The organism is Pseudomonas sp. B2021, assembly GCF_018135665.1.
GTDB classification, from domain to species: Bacteria; Pseudomonadota; Gammaproteobacteria; order Pseudomonadales; family Pseudomonadaceae; genus Aquipseudomonas; species Aquipseudomonas lactis.
Window position 1 is genome coordinate 5,656,594 of record NZ_SMOF01000001.1, and the last position, 26,510, is coordinate 5,683,103.

At 59.9% G+C, this 26,510-nt stretch carries 23 protein-coding genes and 1 pseudogene; 13 read left to right on the top strand and 11 right to left on the bottom strand.

What is annotated here, in order from left to right:
* From E1K68_RS27995 to yccS, 9 genes are all read left to right on the top strand, one after another.
* The coding region (locus tag E1K68_RS27995; protein WP_244858837.1) for an aldehyde dehydrogenase family protein at positions 1-846 on the top strand (846 nt) is incomplete at its 5' end.
* Positions 847-1,017: 171 nt separating this feature from the next.
* Positions 1,018-2,721 (top strand): choline dehydrogenase, encoded by a 1,704-nt coding sequence (gene betA / locus E1K68_RS25605; RefSeq protein ID WP_034133951.1) that lies wholly within the window; start codon positions 1,018-1,020, stop codon positions 2,719-2,721.
* Between the two features lie 219 nt (positions 2,722-2,940).
* Positions 2,941-4,383 (top strand): TldD/PmbA family protein, encoded by a 1,443-nt coding sequence (locus E1K68_RS25610; RefSeq protein WP_003194924.1) that lies wholly within the window; start codon positions 2,941-2,943, stop codon positions 4,381-4,383.
* The gene (locus E1K68_RS25615; protein WP_212614809.1) at positions 4,383-5,699 is read left to right on the top strand and encodes a TldD/PmbA family protein; all 1,317 of its coding nucleotides are present in this window, start codon (positions 4,383-4,385) and stop codon (positions 5,697-5,699) included. Before E1K68_RS25610 ends, E1K68_RS25615 begins: the two co-directional genes overlap by 1 nt.
* Before the next feature lie 197 nt (positions 5,700-5,896).
* On the top strand, positions 5,897-6,787 hold the full coding sequence (locus E1K68_RS25620) for an alpha/beta hydrolase (protein ID WP_212614810.1): 891 nt from the start codon (positions 5,897-5,899) through the stop codon (positions 6,785-6,787).
* A 36-nt stretch (positions 6,788-6,823) separates the two neighbouring features.
* A complete protein-coding gene (gene mdtD, locus E1K68_RS25625; RefSeq protein WP_003194929.1) occupies positions 6,824-8,251 on the top strand; it encodes a multidrug transporter subunit MdtD in 1,428 nt (475 codons plus the stop codon).
* Between the two features lie 130 nt (positions 8,252-8,381).
* Positions 8,382-9,719 carry an ATP-dependent RNA helicase DbpA gene (gene dbpA / locus E1K68_RS25630; RefSeq protein ID WP_232964675.1) on the top strand — a complete coding sequence of 446 codons (1,338 nt, stop codon included), beginning with the start codon at positions 8,382-8,384 and terminating at the stop codon, positions 9,717-9,719.
* 150 nt (positions 9,720-9,869) lie between these two features.
* Positions 9,870-11,048, top strand: a complete 1,179-nt coding sequence (locus E1K68_RS25635) for an NAD(P)/FAD-dependent oxidoreductase (RefSeq protein ID WP_212614811.1) — start codon at positions 9,870-9,872, stop codon at positions 11,046-11,048.
* A gap of 201 nt (positions 11,049-11,249) precedes the next feature.
* Positions 11,250-13,433, top strand: coding sequence for a YccS family putative transporter (yccS, locus tag E1K68_RS25640; RefSeq protein ID WP_212614812.1), 2,184 nt, complete (start codon positions 11,250-11,252; stop codon positions 13,431-13,433).
* Positions 13,434-13,539: 106 nt separating this feature from the next.
* Here yccS and E1K68_RS25645 read toward each other — a convergent pair whose 3' ends face one another.
* Complete coding sequence (locus E1K68_RS25645) at positions 13,540-14,277, bottom strand: transporter substrate-binding domain-containing protein (RefSeq protein WP_098950155.1); 738 nt, start codon at positions 14,275-14,277, stop codon at positions 13,540-13,542.
* 197 nt (positions 14,278-14,474) lie between these two features.
* On the opposite strand from E1K68_RS25645, the gene E1K68_RS25650 reads away from it, so the two are divergent.
* The gene (locus tag E1K68_RS25650) at positions 14,475-14,927 is read left to right on the top strand and encodes a GNAT family N-acetyltransferase (RefSeq protein WP_003194938.1); all 453 of its coding nucleotides are present in this window, start codon (positions 14,475-14,477) and stop codon (positions 14,925-14,927) included.
* A 97-nt stretch (positions 14,928-15,024) separates the two neighbouring features.
* On the opposite strand, the gene E1K68_RS25655 is transcribed toward E1K68_RS25650, so the two are convergent.
* The 3 genes from E1K68_RS25655 to E1K68_RS25665 are packed head-to-tail and all read right to left on the bottom strand — an operon-like array spanning position 15,025 to position 17,987.
* A complete protein-coding gene (locus E1K68_RS25655; RefSeq protein ID WP_056782952.1) occupies positions 15,025-15,321 on the bottom strand; it encodes a winged helix-turn-helix domain-containing protein in 297 nt (98 codons plus the stop codon).
* A gap of 17 nt (positions 15,322-15,338) precedes the next feature.
* Positions 15,339-15,839 (bottom strand): M48 family metallopeptidase, encoded by a 501-nt coding sequence (locus E1K68_RS25660; RefSeq protein ID WP_212614813.1) that lies wholly within the window; start codon positions 15,837-15,839, stop codon positions 15,339-15,341.
* 42 nt (positions 15,840-15,881) lie between these two features.
* Complete coding sequence (locus E1K68_RS25665) at positions 15,882-17,987, bottom strand: EAL domain-containing protein (RefSeq protein ID WP_212614814.1); 2,106 nt, start codon at positions 17,985-17,987, stop codon at positions 15,882-15,884.
* A 312-nt stretch (positions 17,988-18,299) separates the two neighbouring features.
* On the opposite strand from E1K68_RS25665, the gene E1K68_RS25670 reads away from it, so the two are divergent.
* From E1K68_RS25670 to E1K68_RS25680, 3 genes and pseudogenes are all read left to right on the top strand, one after another.
* On the top strand, positions 18,300-18,965 hold the full coding sequence (locus E1K68_RS25670) for a polysaccharide lyase family 7 protein (protein ID WP_003194947.1): 666 nt from the start codon (positions 18,300-18,302) through the stop codon (positions 18,963-18,965).
* 177 nt (positions 18,966-19,142) lie between these two features.
* Positions 19,143-19,422 (top strand): annotated as a pseudogene (locus tag E1K68_RS25675) (fructose-bisphosphate aldolase).
* 238 nt (positions 19,423-19,660) lie between these two features.
* Positions 19,661-20,239 (top strand): hypothetical protein, encoded by a 579-nt coding sequence (locus tag E1K68_RS25680; RefSeq protein ID WP_137204181.1) that lies wholly within the window; start codon positions 19,661-19,663, stop codon positions 20,237-20,239.
* Between the two features lie 304 nt (positions 20,240-20,543).
* Here the strand turns inward: E1K68_RS25680 and E1K68_RS25685 are convergent, their stop codons facing one another.
* The 7 genes from E1K68_RS25685 to epd all read right to left on the bottom strand — a co-directional run bounded on the left by E1K68_RS25685 (position 20,544) and on the right by epd (position 26,434).
* Positions 20,544-21,815 carry a type II toxin-antitoxin system HipA family toxin gene (locus tag E1K68_RS25685; RefSeq protein WP_094773899.1) on the bottom strand — a complete coding sequence of 424 codons (1,272 nt, stop codon included), beginning with the start codon at positions 21,813-21,815 and terminating at the stop codon, positions 20,544-20,546.
* Positions 21,808-22,059: a helix-turn-helix transcriptional regulator gene (locus tag E1K68_RS25690; RefSeq protein ID WP_032879008.1), complete on the bottom strand. Its 252-nt coding sequence runs from the start codon at positions 22,057-22,059 to the stop codon at positions 21,808-21,810. The genes E1K68_RS25685 and E1K68_RS25690 overlap by 8 nt, the downstream gene beginning before the upstream one ends.
* Positions 22,060-22,203: 144 nt before the next feature.
* A complete protein-coding gene (gene fba / locus E1K68_RS25695) occupies positions 22,204-23,268 on the bottom strand; it encodes a class II fructose-bisphosphate aldolase (RefSeq protein WP_003177554.1) in 1,065 nt (354 codons plus the stop codon).
* A gap of 276 nt (positions 23,269-23,544) precedes the next feature.
* On the bottom strand, positions 23,545-23,877 hold the full coding sequence (locus E1K68_RS25700; protein ID WP_003194951.1) for an MliC family protein: 333 nt from the start codon (positions 23,875-23,877) through the stop codon (positions 23,545-23,547).
* Positions 23,878-23,938: 61 nt separating this feature from the next.
* On the bottom strand, positions 23,939-24,166 hold the full coding sequence (locus E1K68_RS25705; protein WP_003194953.1) for a hypothetical protein: 228 nt from the start codon (positions 24,164-24,166) through the stop codon (positions 23,939-23,941).
* Between the two features lie 31 nt (positions 24,167-24,197).
* On the bottom strand, positions 24,198-25,361 hold the full coding sequence (locus E1K68_RS25710) for a phosphoglycerate kinase (protein WP_003194956.1): 1,164 nt from the start codon (positions 25,359-25,361) through the stop codon (positions 24,198-24,200).
* Between the two features lie 17 nt (positions 25,362-25,378).
* A complete protein-coding gene (gene epd / locus E1K68_RS25715) occupies positions 25,379-26,434 on the bottom strand; it encodes an erythrose-4-phosphate dehydrogenase (protein ID WP_003194958.1) in 1,056 nt (351 codons plus the stop codon).
* Between the last annotated feature and the right edge of the window lie 76 nt (positions 26,435-26,510).

Below are 26,510 nucleotides of genomic sequence, written 5' to 3' on the forward strand. Positions count from 1 at the left end.
CGTGAAGTCGGCACCTGGCTGACCGAGCATCCGCGCATCGAAAAAGTCTCCTTCACCGGCGGCACCGACACTGGCAAGAAAGTCATGGCCAGCGCGTCGAGCTCCTCGCTCAAAGACGTGACCATGGAGCTGGGCGGCAAGTCCCCGCTGATCATTTTCGACGACGCCGACCTCGACCGCGCCGCCGACACCGCCATGATGGCCAACTTCTACAGCTCCGGCCAGGTCTGCACCAACGGCACCCGCGTGTTCGTGCCCAAGCACCTGCAAGCCGCGTTCGAAGCCAAGATCGTTGAGCGTGTGGCGCGCATCCGCATCGGCAACCCGGAAGACGAAAACACCAACTTCGGCCCGCTGGTCAGCTTCGCCCACATGGAAAGCGTGCTGGGTTACATCGCCAAAGGCAAAGAGCAAGGCGCACGCCTGCTGTGCGGCGGCGACCGCCTGACCGACGGCGACTTCGCCAAAGGCGCCTTCGTGGCCCCGACTGTGTTCACCGACTGCACTGATGACATGGTGATCGTGCGTGAAGAAATCTTTGGCCCGGTGATGAGCATCCTCACCTACGAAACCGAAGAAGAAGTGATCCGCCGCGCCAACGACACCGACTTCGGCCTGGCCGCTGGCCTGGTCACCAAGGACCTGAACCGCGCCCACCGCGTGATTCACCAGTTGGAAGCCGGTATCTGCTGGATCAACGCTTGGGGCGAGTCCGACGCGAAAATGCCGGTCGGTGGCTACAAGCAGTCGGGTGTGGGCCGTGAGAACGGCATCAGCTCGCTGAACAACTTCACCCGCATCAAATCGGTACAGGTTGAATTGGGCGATTACGCCTCGGTGTTCTAACACCAGCGAGTCTTGTATTGCCCGTGAGGCCATCGCGGCGGTGCGACGACTCGACAAGCCCGGCTCCCACATTTGCTCTGTGTGAACCCGATCAAATGTGGGAGCTGGCTTGCCTGCGATCGAGTGCGAAGCACTCGCCAGACCTGACCACACTTCAAAGAGGGTACATTCATGTCCCAAGAATACGATTACATCATTGTGGGTGCCGGCTCCGCCGGTAACACCCTGGCGACCCGTCTGACCGAAGACGAAGGCGTCACCGTTTTGCTGCTGGAAGCCGGTGGCCCGGACTACCGCCTCGACTTCCGTACCCAGATGCCAGCCGCCCTGGCTTTCCCGCTGCAAGGCCGCCGCTACAACTGGGCCTACGAAACCGATCCAGAGCCACACATGGACGGCCGCCGGATGGAGTGCGGACGCGGCAAGGGCCTGGGTGGCTCTTCCCTGATCAACGGCATGTGCTACATCCGTGGCAACGCCATGGACTATGACAATTGGTCGAAGCTGCCAGGCCTGGAAGACTGGACCTACCTGGACTGCCTGCCGTATTTCCGCAAAGCCGAAACCCGCGACATCGGCCCCAACGATTGGCACGGTGGCGACGGCCCGGTCAGCGTGACCACGCCGAAAGCGGGCAACAACCCGCTGTTCCACGCCATGGTTGAAGCAGGCGTACAGGCCGGTTACCCACGTACCGAAGACTTGAACGGCTACCAGCAAGAAGGCTTCGGCCCGATGGACCGCACCGTCACGCCGAACGGCCGTCGCGCCAGCACCGCACGCGGTTACCTGGACACGGCTAAAAAGCGTTCGACCCTGACCATCGTCACCCATGCCCTCACCGACAAAGTACTGTTCGAAGGCAAGCGTGCCGTGGGCGTGCGTTACCTGATCGGCGCCGCCGAAGAGCGCGTTGAAGCCCGTGCGCGTAAAGAAGTGCTGGTGTGCAGCGGCGCAATCGCTTCGCCGCAACTGCTGCAACGCTCCGGCGTCGGCCCGGCCAAATTGCTGGAAAGCCTCGACATCCCGGTGGTCCACGACCTGCCGGGCGTGGGTGAAAACCTGCAGGACCACCTTGAGCTGTACCTGCAATACGCGTGCACCCAGCCAGTGTCGCTGTACCCCTCGCTGCTCTGGTACAACCAGCCGGCAATTGGTGCCGAATGGCTGTTCAACGGCACCGGCATCGGCGCCAGCAACCAGTTCGAAGCGGGCGGGTTTATCCGTACCCGCGAAGAATTCGAGTGGCCGAACATCCAGTACCACTTCCTGCCGGTGGCGATTAACTACAACGGTAGCAACGGTGTGAAAGAGCACGGTTTCCAGGCGCACATGGGCTCCATGCGTTCGCCAAGCCGTGGCCGTATCCAGCTGAAGTCGAAGAACCCACGGGACTACCCGAGCATCCTCTTCAACTACATGGCCACCGAGCAGGACTGGCAGGAGTTCCGCGATGGCATCCGCCTGACCCGCGAAATCATGCAGCAGCCGGCACTGGACCCGTACCGTGGCCGCGAAATCAGCCCGGGCATCGACGTGCAAACCGATGAGCAGTTGGACAAGTTCATCCGCGAGCACGCCGAGACCGCGTTCCACCCGTCCTGCTCGTGCAAGATGGGCACCGACGAGATGGCCGTAGTCGATGGCGAAGGCCGCGTGCATGGCATGCAGGGCTTGCGTGTGGTCGATGCCTCGATCATGCCGATCATCACTACCGGCAACCTGAACGCGCCAACGATCATGATCGCCGAGAAAATCGCCGACAAGATCCGTGGCCGCCAGCCGCTGCCGCGCAGCACCGCTGACTACTACGTAGCAGGCGATGCGCCGGTGCGTGGCAAGCCTATGCGTGAAGTAGGGCCATTGGCGCAGTAACCGAAACACCCCAGTGATTGATCGTTCCCACGCTCCGCGTGGGAACGCATCCTGTGATGCTCTGCGTCACGCCCTTCAAGAGCGGACGCAGAGCGTCCAGGGTGGCATTCCCACGCAGAGCGTGGGAACGATCACACAACAAAACCTCCCTTGATCAGCTCCCCGCCCAGGCCTACTCTGTTGGCCTGCCCGCGCCGAGCCGCCCACAAGGAAGGCCCCATGTTCGAACACCACGCCACGCTCAAGAAACACTTCAGCGCCCTGCGCACCACCGCCGAATTTTTCTCCCTGCGCTACGTACGCGAATCCGGCCAGTACCTGTCGGTGCGCAAGAACGTCGCCGAGCCGCCTCACCTGGGCCATGACGAAGGCGCGATGCTCACCGTGCGTCTCAACGGGGTAGAAGCCTACGCCGCGACCAACGATATTTCCCTTGCCGGCCTGCAAGCCGCCCTTGAGCGTGCTGAACAGCAAGCCCGGTTGATCAAGCCCCACGCCCTGCTCGACCTGCACCAGCAGCCGGTGTCCAGCGACGTCGCCGACTACCTGTCGCCCGACCTCGACCAGCCCTTCCCATCCCTGAGCGACTGCTACCAATTGCTCGGCGATGAGTCCGCCGCCGTGCCCAAGGATGAGCGCCTGGTGAGCTGGGAAGTCAGCCTGGGAACCACGCGGGTCGAACAGATCTACCTCAACAGCGCCGGCGCGCAATTGCGTCAGGCCCAGCGTTTCGTGTTCCCCGGCCTGAGCGTGACCGCCTTCGACGGCAACGACAGCCAGACCCGCACCCTGGGCGGTACCAACTTCGGCCAGCAAGGCAGTGCCGGCGTGATCCAGCGCTTTGGCCTGGTGGGCGCCGCCCGCAAGGTGGCCGACGAAGCCCTGCAATTGCTGCTCGCACCGAATACGCCCCACGGCCCGCGTGACCTGCTGCTGATGCCCGACCAGATGATCCTGCAGATCCATGAGTCCATCGGCCATCCGCTGGAGCTGGATCGCATCCTCGGTGACGAGCGCAATTACGCCGGCACCAGTTTTGTGAAAGCCAGCGACTTCGGCCACCTGCAATATGGCTCACCGCTGCTTAATGTCACCTTCGACCCGGACATCCCCGAACAGCTTGCCAGTTACGGCCATGACGACGACGGCACGCCTGCCAGCAAGCAATTTCTGATTCGCGAGGGCCTGCTGCTCAAACCCTTGGGCGGGGCCTTGTCGCAATTTCGCGCCAACCTGCCAGGCGTTGCCAACAGCCGCGCCTGCGGCTGGAACCGTGCGCCCATCGACCGCATGGCCAACCTGAATATCGAGCCTGGCGATAAAAGCCTCGCGCAACTGGTGGGCGGCATCGAGAACGGCATCCTGATGTCGACCAACCGTTCGTGGTCCATCGACGATGCGCGCAACAAGTTCCAGTTCGGCTGCGAGTGGGGCCAGTTGATCGAAAACGGCGAACTCAAGGGCGTGGTGAAGAACCCCAACTACCGGGCGATTTCCGCGCAGTTCTGGCGCAAGCTCAGCGCGGTGGGCGACGCCAGCACCTTCAAGGTGTTGGGCACGCCAAACTGCGGCAAAGGCGAACCCAACCAGGTGATCCGCGTCGGCCATGCGTCGCCGGCCTGTGTATTCAGCAATGTCGATGTATTTGGGGGAGATGCCTGATGAACCACTTCAAGGCACTGGTGGACTGGCTCAAGCAGGCGGTCACCGATCAAGAACAATTTCACCTCGGCTACGCGGATGAAGCGTCCGAGTTCGTGCGCTTCAACCACGCGCAGGTGCGCCAGGCCGGCCAGGTACAGCAGGCCAGCCTGAACCTCAAATTGATCAACGCTGGGCGCCACGCCGACCTGGGTATCACCCTGTCGGGCGAAGCGGAGCTGGATCGCCAGCGCCTGGCGAATGGCCTGCAACAACTGCGCGAAACCTTGCCGCTATTGCCGCCTGACCCGTACCTGCTGTTGAACCCCGACGCCTGGCACAACCATAACGAACAGCTGCGCCCCCTGCCGGAACTGGCCCAGGTGCTGGACGATATCAGCCAGGCCGCCGACGGCGTGGACCTGGTTGGCTTCTACGCCGCCGGCCCGATCAGCCGTGGTTTCGCCAGCTCAACGGGGGCGTTCGGCTGGTACCGGGCTAACAGCTTCAATTTCGACTTCAGCCTGTTCCACGCCAATGGCGAAGCGGTAAAAGCCAGCTACGCCGGGCACACCTGGAACAGCGCCGAATTCGCCGCGCGCTTCCAACAGGCCCGGGAGCAACTGGCGTTTCTCGGTCGCCCGCTGCACACCCTGGCGCCCGGCCAATACCGCGCCTACCTTGCGCCGGCAGCGCTGGAAGAAATCATCAGCATCATCACCTGGGGTGGTTTTTCGGCCCAGGCCATCGCCAGCAAAGGCAGTTCGTTGCAACGCCTGTACGCGGGTGATCAGTTACTGAGCCCGCTGGTGACGGTGGATGAGCAGATCAGCGGCTCCCTGAGCCAGGCGTTTTCCACTGAAGGCTACCCGCGTGAGGATGTCACTCTGATCAACGCAGGCAAGGCCGAGGGCCAGTTGGTCAACTCGCGCAGCGCCGCCGAATACGGCTTGAGCACCAACGGCGCCAGCAGCGACGAGTCGCCCAGCGCCCTGCAAATGGCGGCCGGCAGCCTGGCCCAGGCCGATATTCTCAAGCAGTTGGGCACCGGGCTGTATATCAGCAACCTCTGGTACCTGAACTACTCCGACCTGCCGGCAGCGCGCCTGACCGGCATGACGCGCTTTGCGACCTTCTGGGTGGAAAACGGCGAGATCCAGGCGCCGGTCAGCACCATGCGCTTTGATGACAGTGTCTATCAGTTGCTCGGTTCGCAATTGGAAGCGCTGACTGCTGATCGGGAGCTGCTGTTGTCGGCCAGTACCTATGACCAGCGCAACACCGCTTCCAACCTGTTGCCAGGCGCTTTGGTAAAACGCCTGACGCTGACCTTATAAACCGTAGGAGCGAGCTTGCTCGCGAAGAACTTACAGATACCGCCGGTTGGCTATCAGCACTGCGTTATCGTTGACGTTTTTCGCGAGCAAGCTCGCTCCTACAGAGCAATAACCTGCACTGCAAAGAAACGTCTATCCCGCCACCCCTGCCCACGAGAGCATAACCTTGCCTGGGAAAGGCAAGCTGGAGTCTTGAGATGAACCATGGAAGTTTTGTCATTGAGAAGTTGTACAAGCACTACAACGTTCACGTAGAGCAACTGGGTAACGACCCGCACAGAAAAACCGTACTGATGGTTAACGGCGCGCTATCCACCACGCGCTCCTTTGCCCGTACCAGCAAATGCCTGGCCGAGCACTTCAATGTCCTGCTGTTCGACTTGCCATTCTCTGGTTTGTCGCGCGAGCACAACACCGAACTCGACCTGGTCACCAAGGACGACGAAGTGCAAATCCTGCGGGCCTTGGTGGCGCGTTTCAAAGTCAATCATCTGGTCTCGGCCTCATGGGGCGGCATCTCCACGCTGTTGACCCTGGCGCACAACCCGCCCTCCATCGAAAGCTCGGTGGTGATGGCCCTGGCGCCCAACCTCAACCAGGCGATGCTGGAATATGTCGAGCGCGTGCGTGTGCTGATCGAGGCTGATGACAAGTCGGCGGTCGGCCATCTGCTCAACGAAACGGTGGGCAAATACCTGTCGGCGCGCCTCAAACGCAATAACCATCGGCACCTGTCGACCATGGCCACCACCGAGTACCGCCAGGCGCGCTTTCATATTCATCAGGTGCTGAGCTTGGGCGATGGCAACTACTTGCCGGCGCTCAAGCAGATTGAAACACCAGTACACTTTCTCAACGGCGCGCTGGACGAATACACCCCGGCCGACGAGGCCCAGCTGTTCAAACACTATGTAGGCCGCAGCAGCTTTGCCGTGGCCGAACACACCGGCCATCTGCTGGACCTTGAATCACCGGAAGCGGCGTTTGCAGTGCACCGCGTCTTGGTGGATTTTCTAGTAGGAGCGCATGCCGCGTTATCGGCTTTAACCGAACCAGCAGTGGGAAAAATCCCAAGGGTTAGCGCATAATCGCCAACACATAGCCTGCTAATAAAAAGGGATCCCATGCCGAATCGTGCCCCTCTCGATGCCAAGACCGCCCGCTGGCTCCCCTGGGTGGTAGCGATTGCCTTCTTCATGCAGTCGCTGGACGGGACGATTCTCAACACCGCGCTGCCGGCGATGGCCCAGGACCTCGCGGAAAACCCGCTGCGCATGCAAGGGGTGGTGATCGCCTACATGCTCACCGTGGCCTTGCTGATTCCCGCCTCGGGCTGGATCGCCGACCGCTTTGGCACCAAGAAGATCTTCTTTGGCGCGATCATGCTGTTCAGCATCGGGTCGTTGCTGTGTGCGCTGTCCAGTAGCCTGAGCATGCTGGTGGGCGCTCGGGTGGTCCAGGGCCTGGGCGGTGCGCTGATGCTGCCGGTCGGGCGGCTGGTGGTGCTGCGGGCTTATCCGCGCTCCGAGCTGGTGCGGATCATGGGCTTCATCACCATTCCCGGCCTGCTCGGCCCCTTGCTTGGCCCGACGATGGGCGGCTGGATGGTGCAATACCTGACCTGGCACTGGATCTTCCTGATCAACCTGCCGGTGGGCATGATCGGCTGCTATGCCGTGTGGAAATTCATCCCCGATCTGCGCGGCAGCGAGCGCACGCGCTTTGACGGCCTGGGCTTCCTGCTGTTCGGCGCGGCGATGGTGCTGATCACCATCGCCATGGAGGGCCTGGGCGAACTGCACCTGCCGCACCTGCGGGTGATGTTGCTGTTGTTCGGCGGGCTTGCCTGCCTGGCGGCGTACTGGCTGCGCGCCGGGCACATCGATAACCCGCTGTTCTCGCCGGTGCTGTTCAAGACGCGCACCTTTGCCGTGGGGATCCTCGGCAACCTGTTTGCGCGCCTGGGCAGCGGCGCACTGCCGTTCCTGGTGCCGCTGTTGTTACAAGTGGCGCTGGGCTATTCGCCGTCAGAAGCGGGCATGAGCATGCTGCCGCTGGCGGCAGCGGCAATGTTCGCCAAATCCATCGCGCGCCCTCTTATCGAACGCCTCGGCTACCGCATCGTCCTGACCGGCAACACCCTGGCCCTGGGCCTGATGCTGGCGAGCATGGGCCTGGTCAGCGAACAAACGCCCTACCCGCTGCTGTTGGCCATGCTGGCGGTACTGGGGGCCATCAACTCCCTGCAATTTACCGCCATGAACACCGTCACCCTGATCGACCTCGACGACGCCCAGGCCAGCAGCGGCAACAGCTTGCTGTCGGTGGTGGCGCAGTTGTCCCTGAGCCTGGGCGTGGCCTGTGCCGGTGCATTGCTCGGCGGCTTTACCGCCGAAGCCGGCAATGACGGGGTCAATACGGTGCTGGGCGCCTTTCAACTGACCTTCCTCACCGTGGGCATCATGGCGATGCTGGCGGCGGCGATCTTCCTGCAACTGTCGCCCAAGGACGGCAAACGCGTGGTCAGCCGCGAGCACGATATCGAGCACTAACGGGCGTCTCGTCGAGAACTTGCGAGGAAAATCCCACGAGACTGGTACACTGCGCGACATTTTGTTTTGCAGAGCCAGTCCCGTGACTACCATCGCCACCGCTTTTAATACTTTGCCCCTCTCCGCCGCCATGCTGGCTAACCTCGACTCGCTGGGTTATGTCGAGATGACGCAGATCCAGGCGCAAAGCTTGCCGGTGATCCTCAAAGGGCTGGACCTGATTGCCCAGGCCAAGACCGGCAGCGGCAAGACCGCTGCATTCGGCATCGGCTTGTTGAACCCGATCAACCCGCGCTACTTCGGTTGCCAGGCGCTGGTGATGTGCCCGACTCGCGAGCTGGCCGACCAGGTCGCCAAGGAAATCCGTCGCCTGGCCCGCGCCGAAGACAACATCAAGGTACTGACCCTGTGCGGCGGCGTGTCCCTCGGCCCGCAGATCGCCTCCCTGGAGCACGGCGCCCACGTTATCGTCGGCACGCCGGGCCGTATCCAGCAGCACCTGCGTAAAGGCTCGCTGGTGCTGGACGGTTTGAACACTCTGATCCTCGACGAAGCCGACCGCATGCTCGACATGGGCTTCTACGACGCCATCGAAGACATCATCAGCAAGACCCCGCCGCGCCGCCAAACCCTGCTGTTCTCGGCCACGTACCCAGTGAGCATCAAGCAGCTCGCTTCCAAGTTCATGCGTGCGCCTCAGCAAGTGAAAGCCGAAGCGTTCCACTCCGACGACCAGATCGAACAGCGCTTCTACGAGATCTCCCCGGAAGAGCGCATGGACGCCGTGACCAAGGTGCTGGCGCACTTCCGCCCGGCCTCTTGCGTGGCGTTCTGCTTTACCAAGCAGCAAGTGCAGGAAACCGTCGACCACCTGACCGCCAAGGGCATCTCCGCCGTTGGCCTGCATGGTGACCTGGAACAGCGCGACCGTGACCAGGTACTGGCGATGTTTGCCAACCGCAGCACCTCGGTGCTGGTGGCCACCGACGTTGCCGCCCGTGGCCTGGACATCGACGCCCTGGACATGGTGATCAACGTCGAACTGGCCCGCGACTCGGAAATTCACATCCACCGTGTAGGCCGTACCGGCCGCGCCGGCGAAACCGGCATCGCCATCAGCCTGGTGGCGCCGTCCGAAGCCCACCGCGCCCAGGCCATCGAGCAACTGCAGAAGTCGCCGCTGAACTGGGACCAACTGGACAACCTCAAGCCGCAAAGCGGTGGCCCGTTGTTGCCGCAGATGAGCACCCTGTGCATCGCCGCCGGGCGTAAAGACAAGGTGCGCCCAGGCGACATCCTCGGTGCGTTGACCGGTGAAGCTGGCATTCCGGGTGCCCAGGTCGGCAAGATCGCGATCTTTGATTTCCAGGCCTTCGTGGCCGTGGAGCGCGGCATCGCCAAGCAGGCGTTGCAGCGTTTGAACGACGGCAAGATCAAGGGCCGTTCGCTGCGCGTGCGTATTTTGTAATAACACCGAGTTCCCATTGCAGGAACCGAATCAATGTGGGAGCTGGCTTGCCTGCGATAGCGACGGTGAATCCACTACCGCTATCGCAGGCAAGCCAGCTCCCACAGGGTTGATGGCATTTCAAATCAATAGTTTTGTGAGGACATGGCTGTGCGCTCGACCGAAGTTGTGATCATTGGCGCCGGCGCCGCAGGCTTGATGTGCGCGCTGACCGCCGCCGGGCGTGGGCGTAAGGTGATGTTGATCGACCATGCCAACAAGGCCGGCAAGAAGATCCTGATGTCCGGTGGCGGCCGCTGCAACTTCACCAACATGTACACCGAGCCGGCCAATTTCCTCTCGCACAACGCGCACTTCTGCAAATCCGCCCTGGCCCGTTATACGCAGTGGGATTTTATCGGGCTGGTGGCCAAACACGGCGTGCCGTACCACGAGAAGAAACTCGGCCAGCTGTTCTGCGACAACAAGTCCAGCGACATCCTCGGCATGCTGCTCGACGAGTGCATCCAGGCCGGCGTGAGCCTGCACCTGGACACCTCCATCGAGGCAATCGCCAAGCTCGAAAGCGGCTATCAACTGCAAACCACCCTGGGTGAACTGCGCTGTGAATCCCTGGTGATCGCCACGGGCGGTTTGTCGATCCCGACGCTGGGCGCCACCGGCTTCGGTTACCAAGTGGCCAAGCAATTCGGCCACGAACTGCTGCCGACCCGCGCCGGGCTGGTGCCGTTCACCATCACCGACCAGCTCAAGGAGTTGTGCGGCGAGTTGTCCGGCACCTCGGTCGACTGCCTGGTGAGCTGCAACGGCCAGAGCTTTCGCGAGAACATCCTGTTCACTCACCGCGGCCTGAGCGGGCCGGCAATTTTGCAGATTTCCTCGTATTGGCACTCCGGCGACACGGTGGAAATCAACCTGCTGCCCGACCACGACGCCCATGCCTGGCTGCAACAGCAACAGGCCGAACACCCCAACAGCGAGTTAAAAACCCTGCTGGGCGAGATCTTCACCAAGAAAATGGCCAATCTGCTGGCTCAAAGCTGGTTCGAATCCAAACCGATGAAGCAGTACACCCACGCTGAAATGGCCGATATCGCGCAAAAGCTGGGGAGCTGGCAACTGGTACCGGCCGGCACCGAGGGTTATCGCACCGCCGAGGTGACATTGGGCGGGGTGGATACGCGGGAAGTGTCGTCCAAGACCATGGAATCGCTGAAAAGCCCCGGCCTGTACTTTATCGGCGAAGTGCTGGATGTGACCGGCCACCTGGGCGGGTTCAATTTCCAGTGGGCCTGGGCCTCGGGCTACGCGGCCGCGCAATACGCCTGACTTGCACCTTGAAATGCAATCCCCTGTGGGAGCTGGCTTGCCTGCGATAGCGGCGTTGAATCCCACATTGTTATCGCAGGCAAGCCCACATTGGTTTTGCAGTGTTACTGAACATTTTGCTGTCCGATGTGATCGCCACGCTTGCCGTGGCGTCATTACTGGCTCAATTTAGCGACAACGTCCCGGAAGACTCCAGACTTCATGTCATCGACCTCGTTCAAGCAGTCCATGCGGCGCCTGTGGGCGCTGGATAAATTCAGCTACAGCGTACGGGTGTTCATCGCCCTCACCGGCAGCATGGCGTTGTGTTGGTACCAGGATGAAATGACGCTGCTGATCCCGCTCTTCCTGGGGATTATCGCCAGCGCCCTGGCCGAGACCGATGACAGCTGGCAAGGCCGCCTCAACGCGCTGGCGGTGACACTGGTGTGTTTCAGCATTGCCGCGCTGTCGGTGGAGCTGCTGTTCCCTTACCCCTGGATATTTGCCATCGCCCTGGCCCTGGCCAGTTTCGGCCTGACCATGCTCGGCGCACTGGGCGAACGCTATGGCGCGATTGCCTCGGCCACCTTGATTCTGTCGGTCTACACCATGATCGGCGTGGACCAGCGCGGCGGCGCCGTCACGGATTTCTGGCATGAGCCCCTGCTGCTGGTCGCCGGTGCCGCCTGGTACGGCGCGTTGTCGGTGCTGTGGCAGGCGCTGTTTTCCAACCAGCCGGTGCAGCAGAGCCTGGCGCGGTTGTTCCGCGAGCTGGGGCGTTACCTCAAGCTCAAGTCGTCCTTGTTTGAACCCATCCGTCAGTTGGACGTAGAAGCGCGACGCCTGGAACTGGCTCAGCAAAATGGCCGAGTCGTCGCTGCGCTGAATGCCGCGAAGGAAATCATCCTGCACCGCGTCGGCAATGGGCGTCCGGGCTCGAAGGTCAGTCGCTACCTGAAGCTCTACTTCCTGGCCCAGGACATTCACGAGCGCGCCAGTTCCTCTCACTACCCCTACAACGCCCTCACTGAAGCCTTCTTCCACAGCGATGTGCTATTTCGTTGCCAGCGCTTGCTGCGCCAGCAAGGCAAGGCCTGCCAGACCCTGGCAGAGTCGATCCAACTGCGCCAACCGTTCATCTATGACGATAGCTTTGCCCAAGCCCTGGGCGACCTCAACGCGTCCCTGGAGCACCTGCGCATCCAGAGCAACCCGGCCTGGCGTGGCCTGCTGCGTTCACTGCGCGCCTTGGCGGCCAACCTGTCCACCCTCGACCGCCTGCTGGGCGACGCCAGCAATCCCGATGCCCTGGCCGACGCCACCGACAGCAATCTGCTGGACCGCGCCCCGCGCAACCTCAAGGAAATGTGGACGCGCCTGCGCACCCAACTGACGCCCACCTCGCTGCTGTTTCGCCATGCCCTGCGCCTGTCCCTGGCATTGACCGTCGGCTACGCCACCCTGCACGCCATTCACGCGTCCCAGGGCTACTGGATCATCCTCACCACCCTGTTCGTGTGCCAGCCGAGTTACGGCGCCACCCGGCGCAAACTCGGCCAGCGGATCATCGGCACCGCCATCGGCCTCACCGTGGCCTGGGCGCTGTTCGATCTGTTCCCCAACCCGGTGGTGCAGTCGATGTTCGCTATCGCCGCAGGCCTGGTGTTCTTTATCAACCGCACCACCCGCTACACCCTGGCGACGGCGGCGATCACCTTGATGGTGCTGTTCTGCTTCAACCAGGTGGGCGATGGCTACGGGCTGTTCCTGCCGCGCCTGTTCGATACGTTGCTCGGTAGCCTGATCGCGGGCCTGGCGGTGTTCCTGTTCCTGCCAGACTGGCAAGGCCGACGCTTGAACAAAGTGCTGGCCAACACCCTGACTTGCAACAGCATCTACCTGCGCCAGATCATGCAGCAATACGCCGCCGGCAAGAGCGACGACCTGGCTTACCGCCTGGCCCGCCGCAATGCCCACAACGCCGATGCCGCGTTGTCCACCACCCTGGCGAATATGCTGATGGAGCCGGGGCATTTCCGTAAGGAAGCCGACGTGGGCTTCCGCTTCCTGGTGCTGTCTCACACCTTGCTCAGCTACTTATCCGGATTGGGTGCACACCGCGATACTCAGCTACCGACCGACGTACGCGAGCACTTGATCGAAGGCGCGGGCAACAGCCTGGCGGCGAGCATTGATGAGATCGCCACCGGCCTGGCCAACAAACACTCGATTGCGATACAGAGCGATGCCGAGGAAGCGCTGGCAGCCGAGCTTGAGCAAATGCCCGATGAAATCGACGAAGGGCAGCGGCTGGTACAGACGCAGTTGGCGTTGATTTGCCGGCAGTTGGGGCCGTTGCGTACGTTGGCGGCGCATCTGATCAAAGATACCGGCGCGGCTTAGGCCGCTATCGCAGGCAAGCCAGCTCCCACATTTGACCGAGTTCCAACATAAGAATGCGGGCAAAATGTGGGAGCCGGGCTTGCCCGCGATGAGGCCCGCAAGCACGCTACATCCCATGCGCCTTCATCAACCGCGCATAACTGCCATCAGCCTTCATCCTGGCAATCTCCCGATCAAAGCTGGCGACAATCTGCGCATGCTCGGGGTTCTTCAAACTGACCAGAATATGCAGGCTGTTCTCGCTCAGCGGCTTGCCCACAAACGCCACGGTATTGCGCACCCGCGGCGACTCCCGAGCCAGGTAATAACGCGCCACGTATTCGTCTTCCAGCGTCAACCGCACCCGCCGCGCCGCGAGCATGCGCACGGCCATGGCGAAGTTGTGCACGGGTACTTTCTGTAGCTGGGTGTCTTGATCGAACGCCGCCGAATAGGCATAACCGCGTACCACGGCGATGGTCTCGTCGCGCAGTTGGGCCAGGCTTTGATAAGCGATGTCATCGTCGCTGCGCTTGAGAAAGCGCACGCGGTTAAGCAGGTACTCAGCAGAAAACTGGCCAAACTGCGTGCGGGCCTCGTCGTACCAGGCGTTGATCAGCACATCGTAGCGCCCATCCCCCACGCCCTTGAGCGCGCGAGCCCAAGGCACCTGTTCAAAATCACTGGCGTACCCCGCACGGGCCAGGGCCGTGCTGACGATATCCGTGGCCAGGCCGCCATTGATCAAGGTGGCATCGGTGAACGGCGGCCAGCCATCCGCCACTAGACGCAGACGCTGTGCCAGCACCGGCTGGGCCAGCAACAGCACTGCGATCAAAGCAACGGCACGAGTCAATCGCGGCATGCTCAAAGTCCTTGGCGGGCAGGCGGTGGCCTGATAACAGTAGCTCATCAATAAGCTTGCATTGCAGATTACACAAAGCAGCCAACGGCGCACGCACTGAATGATGGCAAATTGACGCCATTCACACATTTGTCAATTTTAGACAGCGGTGCCCGTCACGCTTACTATCCAGGTACGTCTTTATCAGAGCACACATCATGACGGTTGATTGGGTTTGTAAACATCACAACGACTTGGGCAAGGACCAGCTTTACGCCCTCCTGCGCTTGCGCAGCGAGGTATTCGTCGTCGAGCAGAAATGCGCGTATCAGGACATCGACGGGCAGGACCTGGCCGGGGACACCCATCACCTGATGGCCTGGAACGATAATGAACTGGTGGCTTACCTGCGCCTGCTGGACCCGGAGTCCCAGGGCGGCGATGTGGTGATTGGCCGCGTCATCGTTTCGCCGGCAGCGCGGGGCACCGGGCTGGGGCATCAAATGATGGAAGAGGCGCTTGAGCGTATTGAGGATATCTGGCCGCAAACGCCGATTTTTCTCTCGGCCCAGGCGCACTTGCAGAAGTATTACGGGCGGTATGGGTTTGTGGTGGCGGGTGAGGAATACCTGGAGGACGATATTCCCCATATCGGTATGCGCCGCCTCTGAGGGCGCCATCGCAGGCAAGCCAGCTCCCACATTGGAACGCATTCAACTGTGGGAGCCGGGCTTGCCCGCGATAGCGTCAGCCCTGCCACCGCTAAACTCAGGGATAGCCCAACACCTGCTTGATCGACGCCAGATTAGCCTCGATCCACCCCCGATCAATCGCCCCCCAATTCCGAATCCGATAGCGCCCGGCATGGTTACGCGCACCGTCCTCCTGCTCGAATTCACACACAATATCCAGGTCGGCCAACGCCGCAATCGTATCCTGGGCAGTGCGCCGGGGCATGCCCGTGGCCTCGGTCAACGCCGGAACGCTGCTGGCCAGTTGGCTGTCGATCAGGTACGCCACGTACAGGCGGCGGTAGAAGCTGCTTTTGGTCTTGCTCACATCCATGGTCAGTCGCCTTGGGGTTAGGGCTTGCCCTGCAAATCACGCCAGGTGAGATACACACGCAGGTCGAATTCCACCTGATGGTAGCCCGGCATCATGTATTGGCAGAGTTTGTAGAACGCCTTGTTGTGGTCCGACTCCTTGAAGTGCGCCAGCTCGTGTACCACGATCATGCGCAGAAACTCCGGGGCCGCTTCCTTGAACAGCGAAGCGATGCGGATCTCTTTCTTGGACTTGAGATTACCGCCCTGCACCCGGGAAATCGTGGTGTGCAAACCCAAGGCACGATGGGTCAGGTCCAGGCGGTTGTCGAACAGCACTTTGTCGATAGACGGCGCGTTACGCAGGTGCTCCTGCTTCAAGGCCAGGGCATAGGCGTACAGGGCCTTGTCTCTCTGCACCGCATGGCGTTCGGGGTAACGCTGTTCCAGGTACGCACCCAACTGGTCCTTGGCGATCAGTTGGCGCACTTGCTCCTGGAGCGCGGCGGGGTAGGCCTGGAGGTATTTCAACGCGGTCATGGGCTCGGCAACGCAATTGGGACGGGCGCCAGTGTAGCGAATTCAAAGCGTGCGAGGGTACGACCAGCCGGCAACGTCTTCGGCCATCAACGGCAGCGCCGCCCACGGCCCCTGGATATACGCGCAGCCATTGGCCTTTAGCCACTGTGTTTGCTCAAGGGTCTCCACGCCTTCGGCGATCACCAGCACACCAAAATGCTCACACAGTTGGATGATGCTGCGCGCCATCGCCGCATCCCGCGCCGAGCCAGGCAGGCGCGCCACCAGTTGAGGGTCAAGTTTGAGGGTATCGAACTTGAGGTCGCGCAAATGAGCCAGGGAGCACTGGCCGCAGCCAAAGTCGTCCAGGGCAATCCGCACCCCGATCCGGCGCAGTAACTGGAGTTGCTTGGTAGACTCTGCAAGATTACTCATCAAGCAGTCCTCGCCGATTTCCACCTCCAGTTGCCGCCCCTCTAACCCATGCCGCTCCAGCACCTGCTGCAGTTGGTTAGCCAGGTTGGGCATGTTGAACTGGCTGCTGCTCAGGCTCACGCTCAACACCAGTTCGGGGTCGAAGGTAGCTTGCCAAGCCTGGCGCTGGGCGGCGACTTGCTGGTAGATCCAGGCACTCAACTGGTTGATCAACCGCGCCTCTTCCAGCAGCGGCAAGAACAGGCCCGGCGGCACATCGCCGACGCTGGGATGTTGCCAGCGCAACAGCGCCTCGACGCCGCGCAAACGCCCGTCTTCCAGGCAGACCTGAGGCTGGTACACCAAAGTGAAATCCTTGTTGGCAATGGCGGTACGCACACTGTCTTCCAGCATCAGCCGCGAGCGGGCGCGGCCGTTCATTTCCTGGTCGTAGTAACGATACTGCTGGCGGCCGGCGCGCTTGGCTTCGTACATGGCTATATCCGCCGCCCGCAGCAGGCCGCTCAAGTCCGAGCCGCAATCCGGGAACGTCGCGATGCCGATACTGACCCCAAGCATCACCTCCAACCCATCGACCTGCTGGCACACAGACACCCGTTCGATGAGCTTTTCCGCGATCTTCGCGGCCTGCTCGGGAAACTCCAGCTCCAGCAACGCGGTGAATTCATCCCCACCCATGCGCCCCAGAATGTCGTAGGAACGCAGGCACGCCTGCATTTGCTCCGAAACCCAACGCAACACACGATCCCCAGCGTCGTGGCCCAGCGTATCGTTGACCCGCTTGAAACCATCCAGGTCCAGATACAGCAATACCAGCGCCTGCTCGCTACGTTCGCTACGCAGCAAGGTGTTCTCCATCGCCTGATGGAAACCGCGCCGGTTCAGCAGCCCGGTCAGCGGGTCGGTCACGGCCTGGAATTCCAGTTGCTGATGCAGGTGACGCACTTCAGACATGTCCAGCACCGTCACCACCATCGCCTTCTGCTCCGCAGGCAACGGCGCGCAGGACAACGCCACCGGCACCTGCTGGCCCCGACCGGTGCGCAAAATGGCGTCGTGTTGGCGCCACGTCTCGCCCCGGCGATACGCCTCGTACATGGGAAAGCCCAACCAGGCTGGCACATGGGGCTTTTGCAGGAAACTGAGGAAACTCTCGCCCTGCAACTCAGCCATCGTTGCATTCAACAGCCGGGAAATGGCCGGGTTGGCGTACTCGATCACACTGGCTTCGCTCACCACCAAAATGCCCTCGGCGGCGTTATCCAGCACCGAGGCATTAAACGCGCGGGCCAACTCCAGGTCATGGCTCAGGCGCTGCAAGGCACGGCGATTGCGCTGGTGCTCCAGCAACGCCTGCACCTTGGGCTTAAGGATATGCGGGTCAAAGGGCTTGAACAGGTAGTCGATCGCCCCGCTGGCGTAGCCTTCAAGTACTGCGTCGGGGGAATGGGCGGTGGCGGTCAGAAAGATAATCGGCGTCATGCGCGTGCGCTGGTTGCCGCGCATCAGGCGTGCGACCTCGAAACCGTCCATGCCCGGCATGCGCACGTCCAGCAGCACCAGGTCGACGTCATGGGCCAGCAGTAACTCCAGGGCCTCCAGGCCAGACGCGGCGGTGATCACCCGCCAATCGTCACGCTGCAACAGCGCACGCATGCTGACGAGGTTTTCCGGGTAGTCATCGACCACCAACAGAACCGAAATTGCATCGTCGTGTTGTGGAGCGCCATCCATGCTACGTCTCTTCCTTAGGGAGCTACACCGGTCACTTTTGTTACAAAGGCCGGATAAACACTGAGGGCTCACTCTAGCCGTGGTTCTAAAAAAGCAGAAGTGACGTGGGGGCCATCATTGTGCCAAAGGCCAGGAAGCCGACTAACGGTAAGGCCCTGTAGCCCGCGGTTCACGGGCAACATGGCTTTTTGACATTTCGCTGACGCCAATAAATTGCCAGCAATTGTTTAACAATCTCACCAGCACCGCCTATAAAGAACCTGGAAGGCCCTTTGGGCCAATGCCTTCACCCTCTGTAAAAAGGCCAACGCCATGATCGACCTTTCCACCTGGAACCTGAGCATTCCGGTCGGCTCCCCACCCACAACCATTGAAACGCCAAGGCTGCTGAGCGGCTTCAACGATCAATACTTCCAGGCCGAAGGCAGCGACGTGCAGTTCTGGACACCCGTGACGGGCTCGCGCACCGAAAACGCCATCTACCCCCGCAGCGAACTGCGCGAAACCTACGCCGACGGCCGCCTGCGCAATTGGACCTACCCCGAGGCCGACAACTTCCTGCGCGCCACCCTCACCGTCAACCAGGTGCCCTCCTCCGGCAAGATCGTGATCGGCCAGATCCACGCCTACGACAGCCAGAAACCGCTGATCAAGCTCGAGTACCAATTCAAGGAGAAAACCCAGACCGGCAACATCGTCGCCAAAGTGCGCATGCGCCCGGACGAGGCCGAAAGTCAGGTGATCATTGTCGCCTCCAATGTGCCACTGCAGAAGAGCTTCACCTATGTGATCAACCTCAACAAAGCCGGGCTGCTCAGCGTGTATGCCGCCGACAGCGAGTGGAATGAACGGATTGGCGCGGCCTGGGGCGACAAGCCGTTGTACTTCAAGGCGGGGGTGTATGTGCAGGACAATACGGGCGACACCAATGAGGGTGCGCGGGTGACGTTTGCGAAGTTGGATATTGATCATGAGTGAATCGTCCCGCGATGCGCAGGATTTTTCCCGGATAAATCTCACACCTTAAACACCCCGCAGCCCCCTGTGGGAGCCGGGCTTGCCCGCGATGACGGCGCATCAGCCACTCTCCTCGGTGCCTGACACACCGCCATCGCGGGCAAGCCCGGCTCCCACATTGATTGTGCGTCAGCTCAAGTGCGGTGTGGCTCCTGCCCTTGCACCGAAACCGCCACCGACTACCCTGTGCTGTTGATCGACAGCGAAGCCCCACTGCTCGACCTCCACGCCTGCCTGCGCGAACGTCTCAACGCGGCTCTGGAACACCTAAACCTAATGGCCTGTTACAGCCTGCCGGATTTCGCCGAGCGAGACCTGAACAACGTGGCCAATACCGCACGTATTCTGGTGCAGGACGTGAGTGATGTGTTTCGAGTCATTGAAATACCGTGGTCTCGATACTTTCTCGGCAAGCTGAACAACAAACCGCACTCTTGTGGGTTTTCGGCGAGCAAAAATCGACCGGCAGCGTTCACCTGCTATCAAAATCACAAAATCAAAATACGCAATGGAATATCGCTAATAACAAAAAACTATAAATAACTGTCAATATTCACAGGTACCCCATCAGATAAAACAACTTACTATTATTTTGCAGACATCACAAACAGTCTGCACACGATTACAATGATCACCACTTTTAGAGAGACAAAGCCATGAGCACCGATCGCCAAAAATCGTTTACTGCACGCCTATCATATAACAACTATGCTGTTTGCTTCTATGAGCTCTCATTATATGCAGAGCCGGTTACTGGATATTTCAGAGGTCACTTAGTTACGGTTGATGGCACTAAGGGTTTTGCAGGCCTAAAGCCAAGCCAATACTTATGCTTGAACAATAAACTATACGCAAACGAGGGTGAGCTCTTGTATTTTCGCTACAGAGATGGCAAATACGTCATCTATGTTCGTGAGCAAGGGCCGCACTATGGAAAAGTGCTAGATCAATCAAATGGTTGGCTATTAGCTGCAGAAAACGGAATATCATTCAACTTGGTAGATCCAAATAATCATAACCAGGTACTGACGCTTGATGATTTCCCAGGCGCCACCAGCAAGGAGCTTTGTATCCAAAGTAATCGGGGGCTGATTCAGGACTACGACTACGTAGCATGTGACCACTCATTCTCGCACTCCTATCTTGTTACACATGGAGGAAAAAAATCAATTCCGTTTAATTTTGAGATTGTAGAAACAAATGTACCTTACGTAGGCAACCCAGAAGAAGTTTGAAAAAATATTTACTTTACACTCAAGCAACTATACCGAGCACTTTAAAAAACCCGCACCAGTGCGGGTTTTTTTGATTTCAATATCTCGCCTCCACCACCGACCGTTCAATCTAAGCGATGTCATACATATATAAATTTTGCGAAAACTGCTACGAAATACTGGCTCTAGCTGACATTACATATGAGAATAAAGGGGACGAATTTATTTAGTGCAAGGAACAGATATATTTAACCCGAGGATATCGTAACCCCTTCTTTCAATACGTCGACCATTACCTGTTAAAGCTACGGTTTTTTCACAGACCTCAGTGCAATGGTTTTACCACCGGTCTGCGTCGCATACCCAGCGCCACCGAATCGTGAAGCGCCATGGCACGGCCCGCGTCCCACTCTTTTTGCATCGTTGAAAAAAGCTCACTATCCATTCGCGCCTGATGCGCACTCAGCGCCTGGGACATGGCCTCGGCGATGCGTTCAATAATGACACCTGGGGCTGCGATACCACAGTGCTTGCGTCCGAACTCAATCAGCTGTTGACGATCGGGGTACGCCTTCACTTTGTTCATTTTGATGGCCAGGCTACGGTCAACCAATGCCTGGCCGGATTTTGGATTGTAATGCTCATAGGCGGTGGTCGTTGTCACATCGAACACAGGCGCCAATTGCACCGTTTCGAGGGCTCCCGGATGGGTATAGAGCACGCCGAAATTTTTCAAGTGGGCATCGCCATTGCGCACCATGACTGACAAGCAAACAGAGGAAAAAAAGCGTTCAAGTTCACGCAGTACATCGCCCTGCTGGCACACCTGGCGAATCACTGCAGCGAGCGTTTCGTAGCTTTGGGAATACTTGTAGTTGTCGTGGGGGTCCTTGTTCAGCCCCAGCAGCACCGCCATGTCTTCGAACCCCAACCTGCCCGAGGGGGTCAGATCGAAGCGCTCCATAACAAATAAATCACCACTGTCGGACAGCCAGAAACGCGGCGTTTCCAACCCGGCAAGGCGAGCGGCTTCCAAACAGAGGAATTCGTTTTGCGCCAAGTGGGCATATTCATCTGCGCCGGATTTTACAATCAGGTCAGAGCTGAGCATGGTTTTGCGGTTGCCCGTCAACTTGTCCAGATCAGGTACCAATACTTTCGGCTGCACCCCCGAAATTCCGGACTCGAAGTAGGTGTCGACCAGAAAATCGAATACGCCTTGGGAGGTATCGGCAGACAGAATCTCCTGTAACCCGACCTGAGCCTTTACAGGCATGGACGCCTCTATCGGGTTTTCATAACTCAGCCGACCAATCTGGTTGCCTCCAATGACCGACAGCAAGCGCATTTCGTCCACCTGCATATGCTTGGCCATCCGTCGCTTGATTTGATCAGCCAGGAAGCCTTCTGGCACATTCATATCAAAAATCGGATGCAGAACATTACTGACCGCCGGTGTCGGGTCATAAGGCATTACCAACGATACTTCACGAGGCGACTCAGCCGACGCGTAGGCGAAGGAAAATTGCGATCCTTTGGACAGTTCGCCGCTAATGCCTTGGGGAGCAGCGACGTTGAGCCGTTTGATCTTACTCATCGTGCTCTACCAGTTCGGCAAGCGATTTGAGATCAATACGCCGATCAACCACTTCCAGCGCCATGCCTAGCGCAGTAATCACCCTGAAGGCGGTGTACATCGCGACATTTTCCCCTGCCTCAAGGTCGATGATGGTCTTGCGACTGCACCGCGCTTTTTCCGCGAGTTGCTGCTGGCTGTATTGCTTCGCCCGGCGTAGTTGCCTGAGCCGCTCGCCAAAAGCTGGAGGGGTCGTGATGAGCAAAATGTCACCTATATCGAACTTTTAACTAAATTAATCTGATTATGTCCCTTATGACGGACATTTCAATCACCTTACGTCTGGAGAAATCGGCACCCACAAAAAAGCCCGCAGCGATGCGGGCTTCTTTAGTTAAACGCTTGAGGCTCAGTTCACCTTAGCGTTCAACTCACCTTTCAAATACCGCTGGTACATCGCTTCCAACGAGATCGGCTTGATCTTCGAGGCATTACCGGCCGTACCAAACGCTTCATACCGTGCGATACACACATCACGCATCGCCGTCACGGTAGCACCGAAGAATTTACGCGGGTCGAACTCGCTCGGGTTGGTGGCCATCAGGCGACGCATTGCACCGGTGGACGCCAGGCGCAAATCGGTGTCGATGTTGACCTTGCGCACGCCGTACTTGATGCCTTCGACGATTTCTTCAACCGGTACGCCGTAGGTTTCTTTGATGTCACCGCCGTACTGGTTGATGATCGCCAGCCACTCTTGCGGTACCGAGGAAGAACCGTGCATCACCAGGTGGGTGTTGGGGATGCGCTTGTGGATTTCCTTGATGCGGTCGATGGCCAGCACGTCGCCGGTAGGTGGCTTGGTGAACTTGTAGGCGCCATGGCTGGTGCCGATGGCGATGGCCAGGGCGTCGACCTGGGTCTTCTTGACGAAGTCGGCGGCTTCTTCCGGGTCGGTCAGCATCTGGCTGTGATCCAGCACGCCTTCGGCGCCGATGCCGTCTTCTTCGCCGGCCATGCCGGTTTCAAGCGAACCCAGGCAGCCCAGTTCGCCTTCAACCGATACGCCGCAGGCGTGGGCCATAGCCACGGTTTGTTGGGTCACGCGTACGTTGTACTCGTAGTCGGTTGGGGTCTTGCCGTCTTCGCCGAGGGAGCCGTCCATCATTACCGAGCTGAAGCCCAGTTGGATCGAGCGCTGGCACACGTCAGGGCTGGTGCCGTGGTCCTGGTGCATGCACACCGGGATGTGCGGGAATTCTTCGATCGCGGCGAGGATCAGGTGACGCAGGAACGGGGCGCCGGCGTATTTGCGCGCGCCGGCCGAAGCCTGGACGATCACTGGGGAGTCGGTCTTGTCAGCGGCTTCCATGATGGCGCGCATCTGCTCAAGGTTGTTGACGTTAAAGGCTGGGACGCCGTAGCCGAACTCGGCTGCGTGGTCCAGCATTTGACGCATGCTGATAAGTGCCATTGTGTTGTCTCTCCCGGTCGAGGGTCGTTAATCGTGCAAGCCTGCCGTAGCGGCGGCTGCTATTCAAGTTATTGCAGATCAAGGGGTTGAGCCTTGTGCTGCTGAATCGTTATTGCTGATGTGGCCTAGCGCTAATGCCACTGTGAAGCAGGTCAATGTGGGAGCTGGCTTGCCTGCGATGGCGGCGAGCCAGTCGATATTGGCTTTGCTGACCCACCGCAATCGCAGGCAAGCCAGCTCCCACATTTTGATCTCATTGGACTTCAGATCGTATTCTCAGTTGGCTTTGCAGCCGCGCCCAATCAAATCATCCGTCGCTACCCAGTACACCAGGCCTTCCTCACCTTTGGTGTGAAACGCCAACTGGCCGTCGCTGTACAACACGCCGGAGGCGGCTACCTCTTGCTTGAGCCGGTAAACCTGGTCCGAACCGCCGAGGCGTACATCCACTTCGGAACGGGCCGGGTTGGCAAAACGCCAGTTGACCTCGGCCTTGCTGTCGCAGGTCCAGGTGGTCCATTTATCGGCTGGCTCTGCCTTGTCGAACAGGTTCATGCTGCTGCAGCCGGCCAATAGGGCCAGGGCTGCCAGGGCGAAAACGCCTTTCATTGCCAATCCTCGCAGGGCGGCCTATGGGCCGCCGTTGCTGTCGGTTAGTGGATCAGACCCGTCATGGGCAACCCTGTTCCTGACCGTTGGGCGCGGAGTCATATTTCTCCAGCCGTTCGTTGCCGATGCGCTTGTTGATCACCGGCATGGTCTCGGCTTGCCAGTCAGCCTGGTAACAGCTTTTTCTCAACGGCGCCTTGGCGTTATCCGCCTCGGGCGCCGCGCTGGGTGTGCTGCCGCAGCCGGCCAACAGGCCCGCTGCAATCACCAGTGCCAACGACTTGATCATGGGAACGCTCCTTTTCCTGATCACGCGAGCCTTAACCTTTGGCTCGGGTTTCCAGCACTTCCACGGCTGGCAACACCTTGCCCTCGACGAACTCGAGGAAAGCGCCACCACCGGTAGAAATGTAGGAGATCTGATCAGCCACACCATATTTATCGATAGCCGCCAAAGTATCGCCGCCACCCGCGATGGAGAACGCCGAGCTTTCAGCGATCGCTTTAGCCAGCACCTTGGTGCCGTTGCCGAATTGGTCGAACTCGAACACGCCCACCGGGCCATTCCACAGGATAGTCTGGGATGCCTTGAGCAGCTCGGCGAAGTTGGCCGCGGTTTGCGGGCCGATGTCCAGGATCATGTCGTCGTCGGCCACGTCAGCGATGAGCTTGACGGTAGCGGCGGCGCTTTCAGCGAATTCCTTGGCAACCACCACGTCTACCGGCAGCGGCACGCTGACCTTGGCGGCGATGGCGCGGGCGGTGTCGAGCAGGTCTGGCTCGTACAGGGATTTGCCCACCGGGTGGCCGGCAGCGGCCAGGAAGGTATTGGCAATGCCGCCGCCGACGATCAGTTGGTTGCAGATCTGGCTCAGGCTGTTAAGCACGTCCAGCTTGGTGGACACCTTGGAGCCGGCAACGATAGCGGCCATTGGCTGGGCCGGAGCGCCCAGGGCCTTGCCCAGTGCATCCAGCTCGGCAGCCAACAACGGGCCCGCCGCGGCGACCTTGGCGAACTTGGCCACGCCGTGGGTCGAACCTTCGGCGCGGTGGGCGGTGCCGAACGCGTCCATCACAAACACGTCGCACAGGGCGGCGTATTGCTGGGCCAGTTCGTCGCTGTTCTTTTTCTCGCCCTTGTTGAAGCGCACGTTTTCGAACAGCACGATATCGCCCGCTTTCACGTCCACGCCGCCCAGGTAGTCTGCGACCAATGGCACGTCACGACCCAGGGCCTTGCTCAGGTACTCAGCGACAGGCTTGAGGCTGTTTTCAGCAGAGAACTCACCTTCGGTCGGGCGACCCAGGTGGGAGCAGACCATCACGGCCGCGCCTTTTTCCAGGGCCAGCTTGATGGTCGGCAGCGAGGCCAGGATTCGCGCATCGCTGGTGACAACACCGTCCTTGACGGGGACGTTGAGGTCTTCGCGGATCAGTACGCGCTTACCTTGCAGATCGAGGTCGGTCATCTTCAACACGGTCATGGGTCGCAGTTCCTGAATTACTGTTGAGGTTGTTTAGAAGCGATGTGCAGATAGTGTTCGGCAACATCCAGCATGCGGTTGGCAAAGCCCCATTCGTTGTCGAACCAGGCCAGGATGTTCACAAGCCTGGGGCCGGAAACGCGGGTCTGGCTGGCATCGACAATCGCCGAATGCGGGTCATGGTTAAAATCGCAACTGGCGTGGGGCAACTCGGTGTAGGCCAACAGACCTTTGAGCGGGCCGCTGGTGGCGGCGTCGCGCAGGATCCGGTTGACCTCGGCCGCGTCAGTGTCGCTCACGGTTTGCATGGTGATATCCAGGCAAGACACGTTCACCGTCGGCACCCGTACGGCTTTGGCCTGGATTCGCCCGGCAAGTTCCGGCAGCAGTCGCTCGATGCCGCGCGCCAGGCCGGTGGACACCGGAATCACTGACTGGAACGCCGAACGCGTGCGGCGCAGGTCTTCGTGGTGATAGGCGTCGATGACCGGCTGGTCGTTCATCGCCGAGTGAATCGTGGTGATCGACACGTAATCCAGGCCGATCGCCTGGTCCAGCAGGCGCAACAACGGCACGCTGCAGTTGGTGGTACACGACGCGTTGGACACCAGCAGCTCATCGCCGGTCAGGCAATCTTGGTTGATGCCGTAGACGATGGTGGCGTCGACATCCGCCTCGCTGGCCATCGGCTGGGAAAACAGCACACGCGGTGCGCCGGCGTCGAGGAAACGCTGGCCATCGGCACGGGTGTGATAGACACCGGAGCATTCCAGCACCAGGTCGACGCCCAGTGCTTTCCAGTCGATGCCTTCGGGGGTGGCACTGCGCAACACTTGCACGCAGTTGCCATTGATATGCAGACAATCGCCTTCAACCCGCACTTCGCCCGGGAAGCGGCCGTGGGTGGAGTCAAAGCGTGTCAGGTATTCGATGCTGGCCATGTCGGCCAAATCATTGATCGCGACAATTTCAAACCCGGCCGCCGCCCCTCGCTCGAACAGAGCACGCAAGACGCAACGACCAATGCGGCCGTAGCCGTTGAGTGCAACTTTGTAGGGACGCGGTTGGGGCATGGGGTTCTCGATCAAGGTTAGTTCAGTGATGAATGTACTGGCGCCCTCGCGGGCAAGCCCGCTCCCACAGTGGACC

What these genes read in the sequence shown, in the direction of transcription:
- betA (WP_034133951.1), top strand. Translation starts at nt 1,018, where the DNA reads ATGTCCCAAGAATACGATTACATCATTGTGGGTGCCGGCTCCGCCGGT.
- E1K68_RS25610 (WP_003194924.1), top strand. Translation starts at nt 2,941, where the DNA reads ATGTTCGAACACCACGCCACGCTCAAGAAACACTTCAGCGCCCTGCGC.
- E1K68_RS25615 (WP_212614809.1), top strand. Translation starts at nt 4,383, where the DNA reads ATGAACCACTTCAAGGCACTGGTGGACTGGCTCAAGCAGGCGGTCACC.
- E1K68_RS25620 (WP_212614810.1), top strand. Translation starts at nt 5,897, where the DNA reads ATGAACCATGGAAGTTTTGTCATTGAGAAGTTGTACAAGCACTACAAC.
- mdtD (WP_003194929.1), top strand. Translation starts at nt 6,824, where the DNA reads ATGCCGAATCGTGCCCCTCTCGATGCCAAGACCGCCCGCTGGCTCCCC.
- dbpA (WP_232964675.1), top strand. Translation starts at nt 8,382, where the DNA reads ATGCTGGCTAACCTCGACTCGCTGGGTTATGTCGAGATGACGCAGATC.
- yccS (WP_212614812.1), top strand. Translation starts at nt 11,250, where the DNA reads ATGTCATCGACCTCGTTCAAGCAGTCCATGCGGCGCCTGTGGGCGCTG.
- E1K68_RS25645 (WP_098950155.1), bottom strand. Translation starts at nt 14,277, where the DNA reads ATGCCGCGATTGACTCGTGCCGTTGCTTTGATCGCAGTGCTGTTGCTG.
- E1K68_RS25650 (WP_003194938.1), top strand. Translation starts at nt 14,475, where the DNA reads ATGACGGTTGATTGGGTTTGTAAACATCACAACGACTTGGGCAAGGAC.
- E1K68_RS25655 (WP_056782952.1), bottom strand. Translation starts at nt 15,321, where the DNA reads ATGGATGTGAGCAAGACCAAAAGCAGCTTCTACCGCCGCCTGTACGTG.
- E1K68_RS25660 (WP_212614813.1), bottom strand. Translation starts at nt 15,839, where the DNA reads ATGACCGCGTTGAAATACCTCCAGGCCTACCCCGCCGCGCTCCAGGAG.
- E1K68_RS25665 (WP_212614814.1), bottom strand. Translation starts at nt 17,987, where the DNA reads ATGGATGGCGCTCCACAACACGACGATGCAATTTCGGTTCTGTTGGTG.
- E1K68_RS25670 (WP_003194947.1), top strand. Translation starts at nt 18,300, where the DNA reads ATGATCGACCTTTCCACCTGGAACCTGAGCATTCCGGTCGGCTCCCCA.
- E1K68_RS25680 (WP_137204181.1), top strand. Translation starts at nt 19,661, where the DNA reads ATGAGCACCGATCGCCAAAAATCGTTTACTGCACGCCTATCATATAAC.
- E1K68_RS25685 (WP_094773899.1), bottom strand. Translation starts at nt 21,815, where the DNA reads ATGAGTAAGATCAAACGGCTCAACGTCGCTGCTCCCCAAGGCATTAGC.
- fba (WP_003177554.1), bottom strand. Translation starts at nt 23,268, where the DNA reads ATGGCACTTATCAGCATGCGTCAAATGCTGGACCACGCAGCCGAGTTC.
- E1K68_RS25700 (WP_003194951.1), bottom strand. Translation starts at nt 23,877, where the DNA reads ATGAAAGGCGTTTTCGCCCTGGCAGCCCTGGCCCTATTGGCCGGCTGC.
- E1K68_RS25705 (WP_003194953.1), bottom strand. Translation starts at nt 24,166, where the DNA reads ATGATCAAGTCGTTGGCACTGGTGATTGCAGCGGGCCTGTTGGCCGGC.
- E1K68_RS25710 (WP_003194956.1), bottom strand. Translation starts at nt 25,361, where the DNA reads ATGACCGTGTTGAAGATGACCGACCTCGATCTGCAAGGTAAGCGCGTA.
- epd (WP_003194958.1), bottom strand. Translation starts at nt 26,434, where the DNA reads ATGCCCCAACCGCGTCCCTACAAAGTTGCACTCAACGGCTACGGCCGC.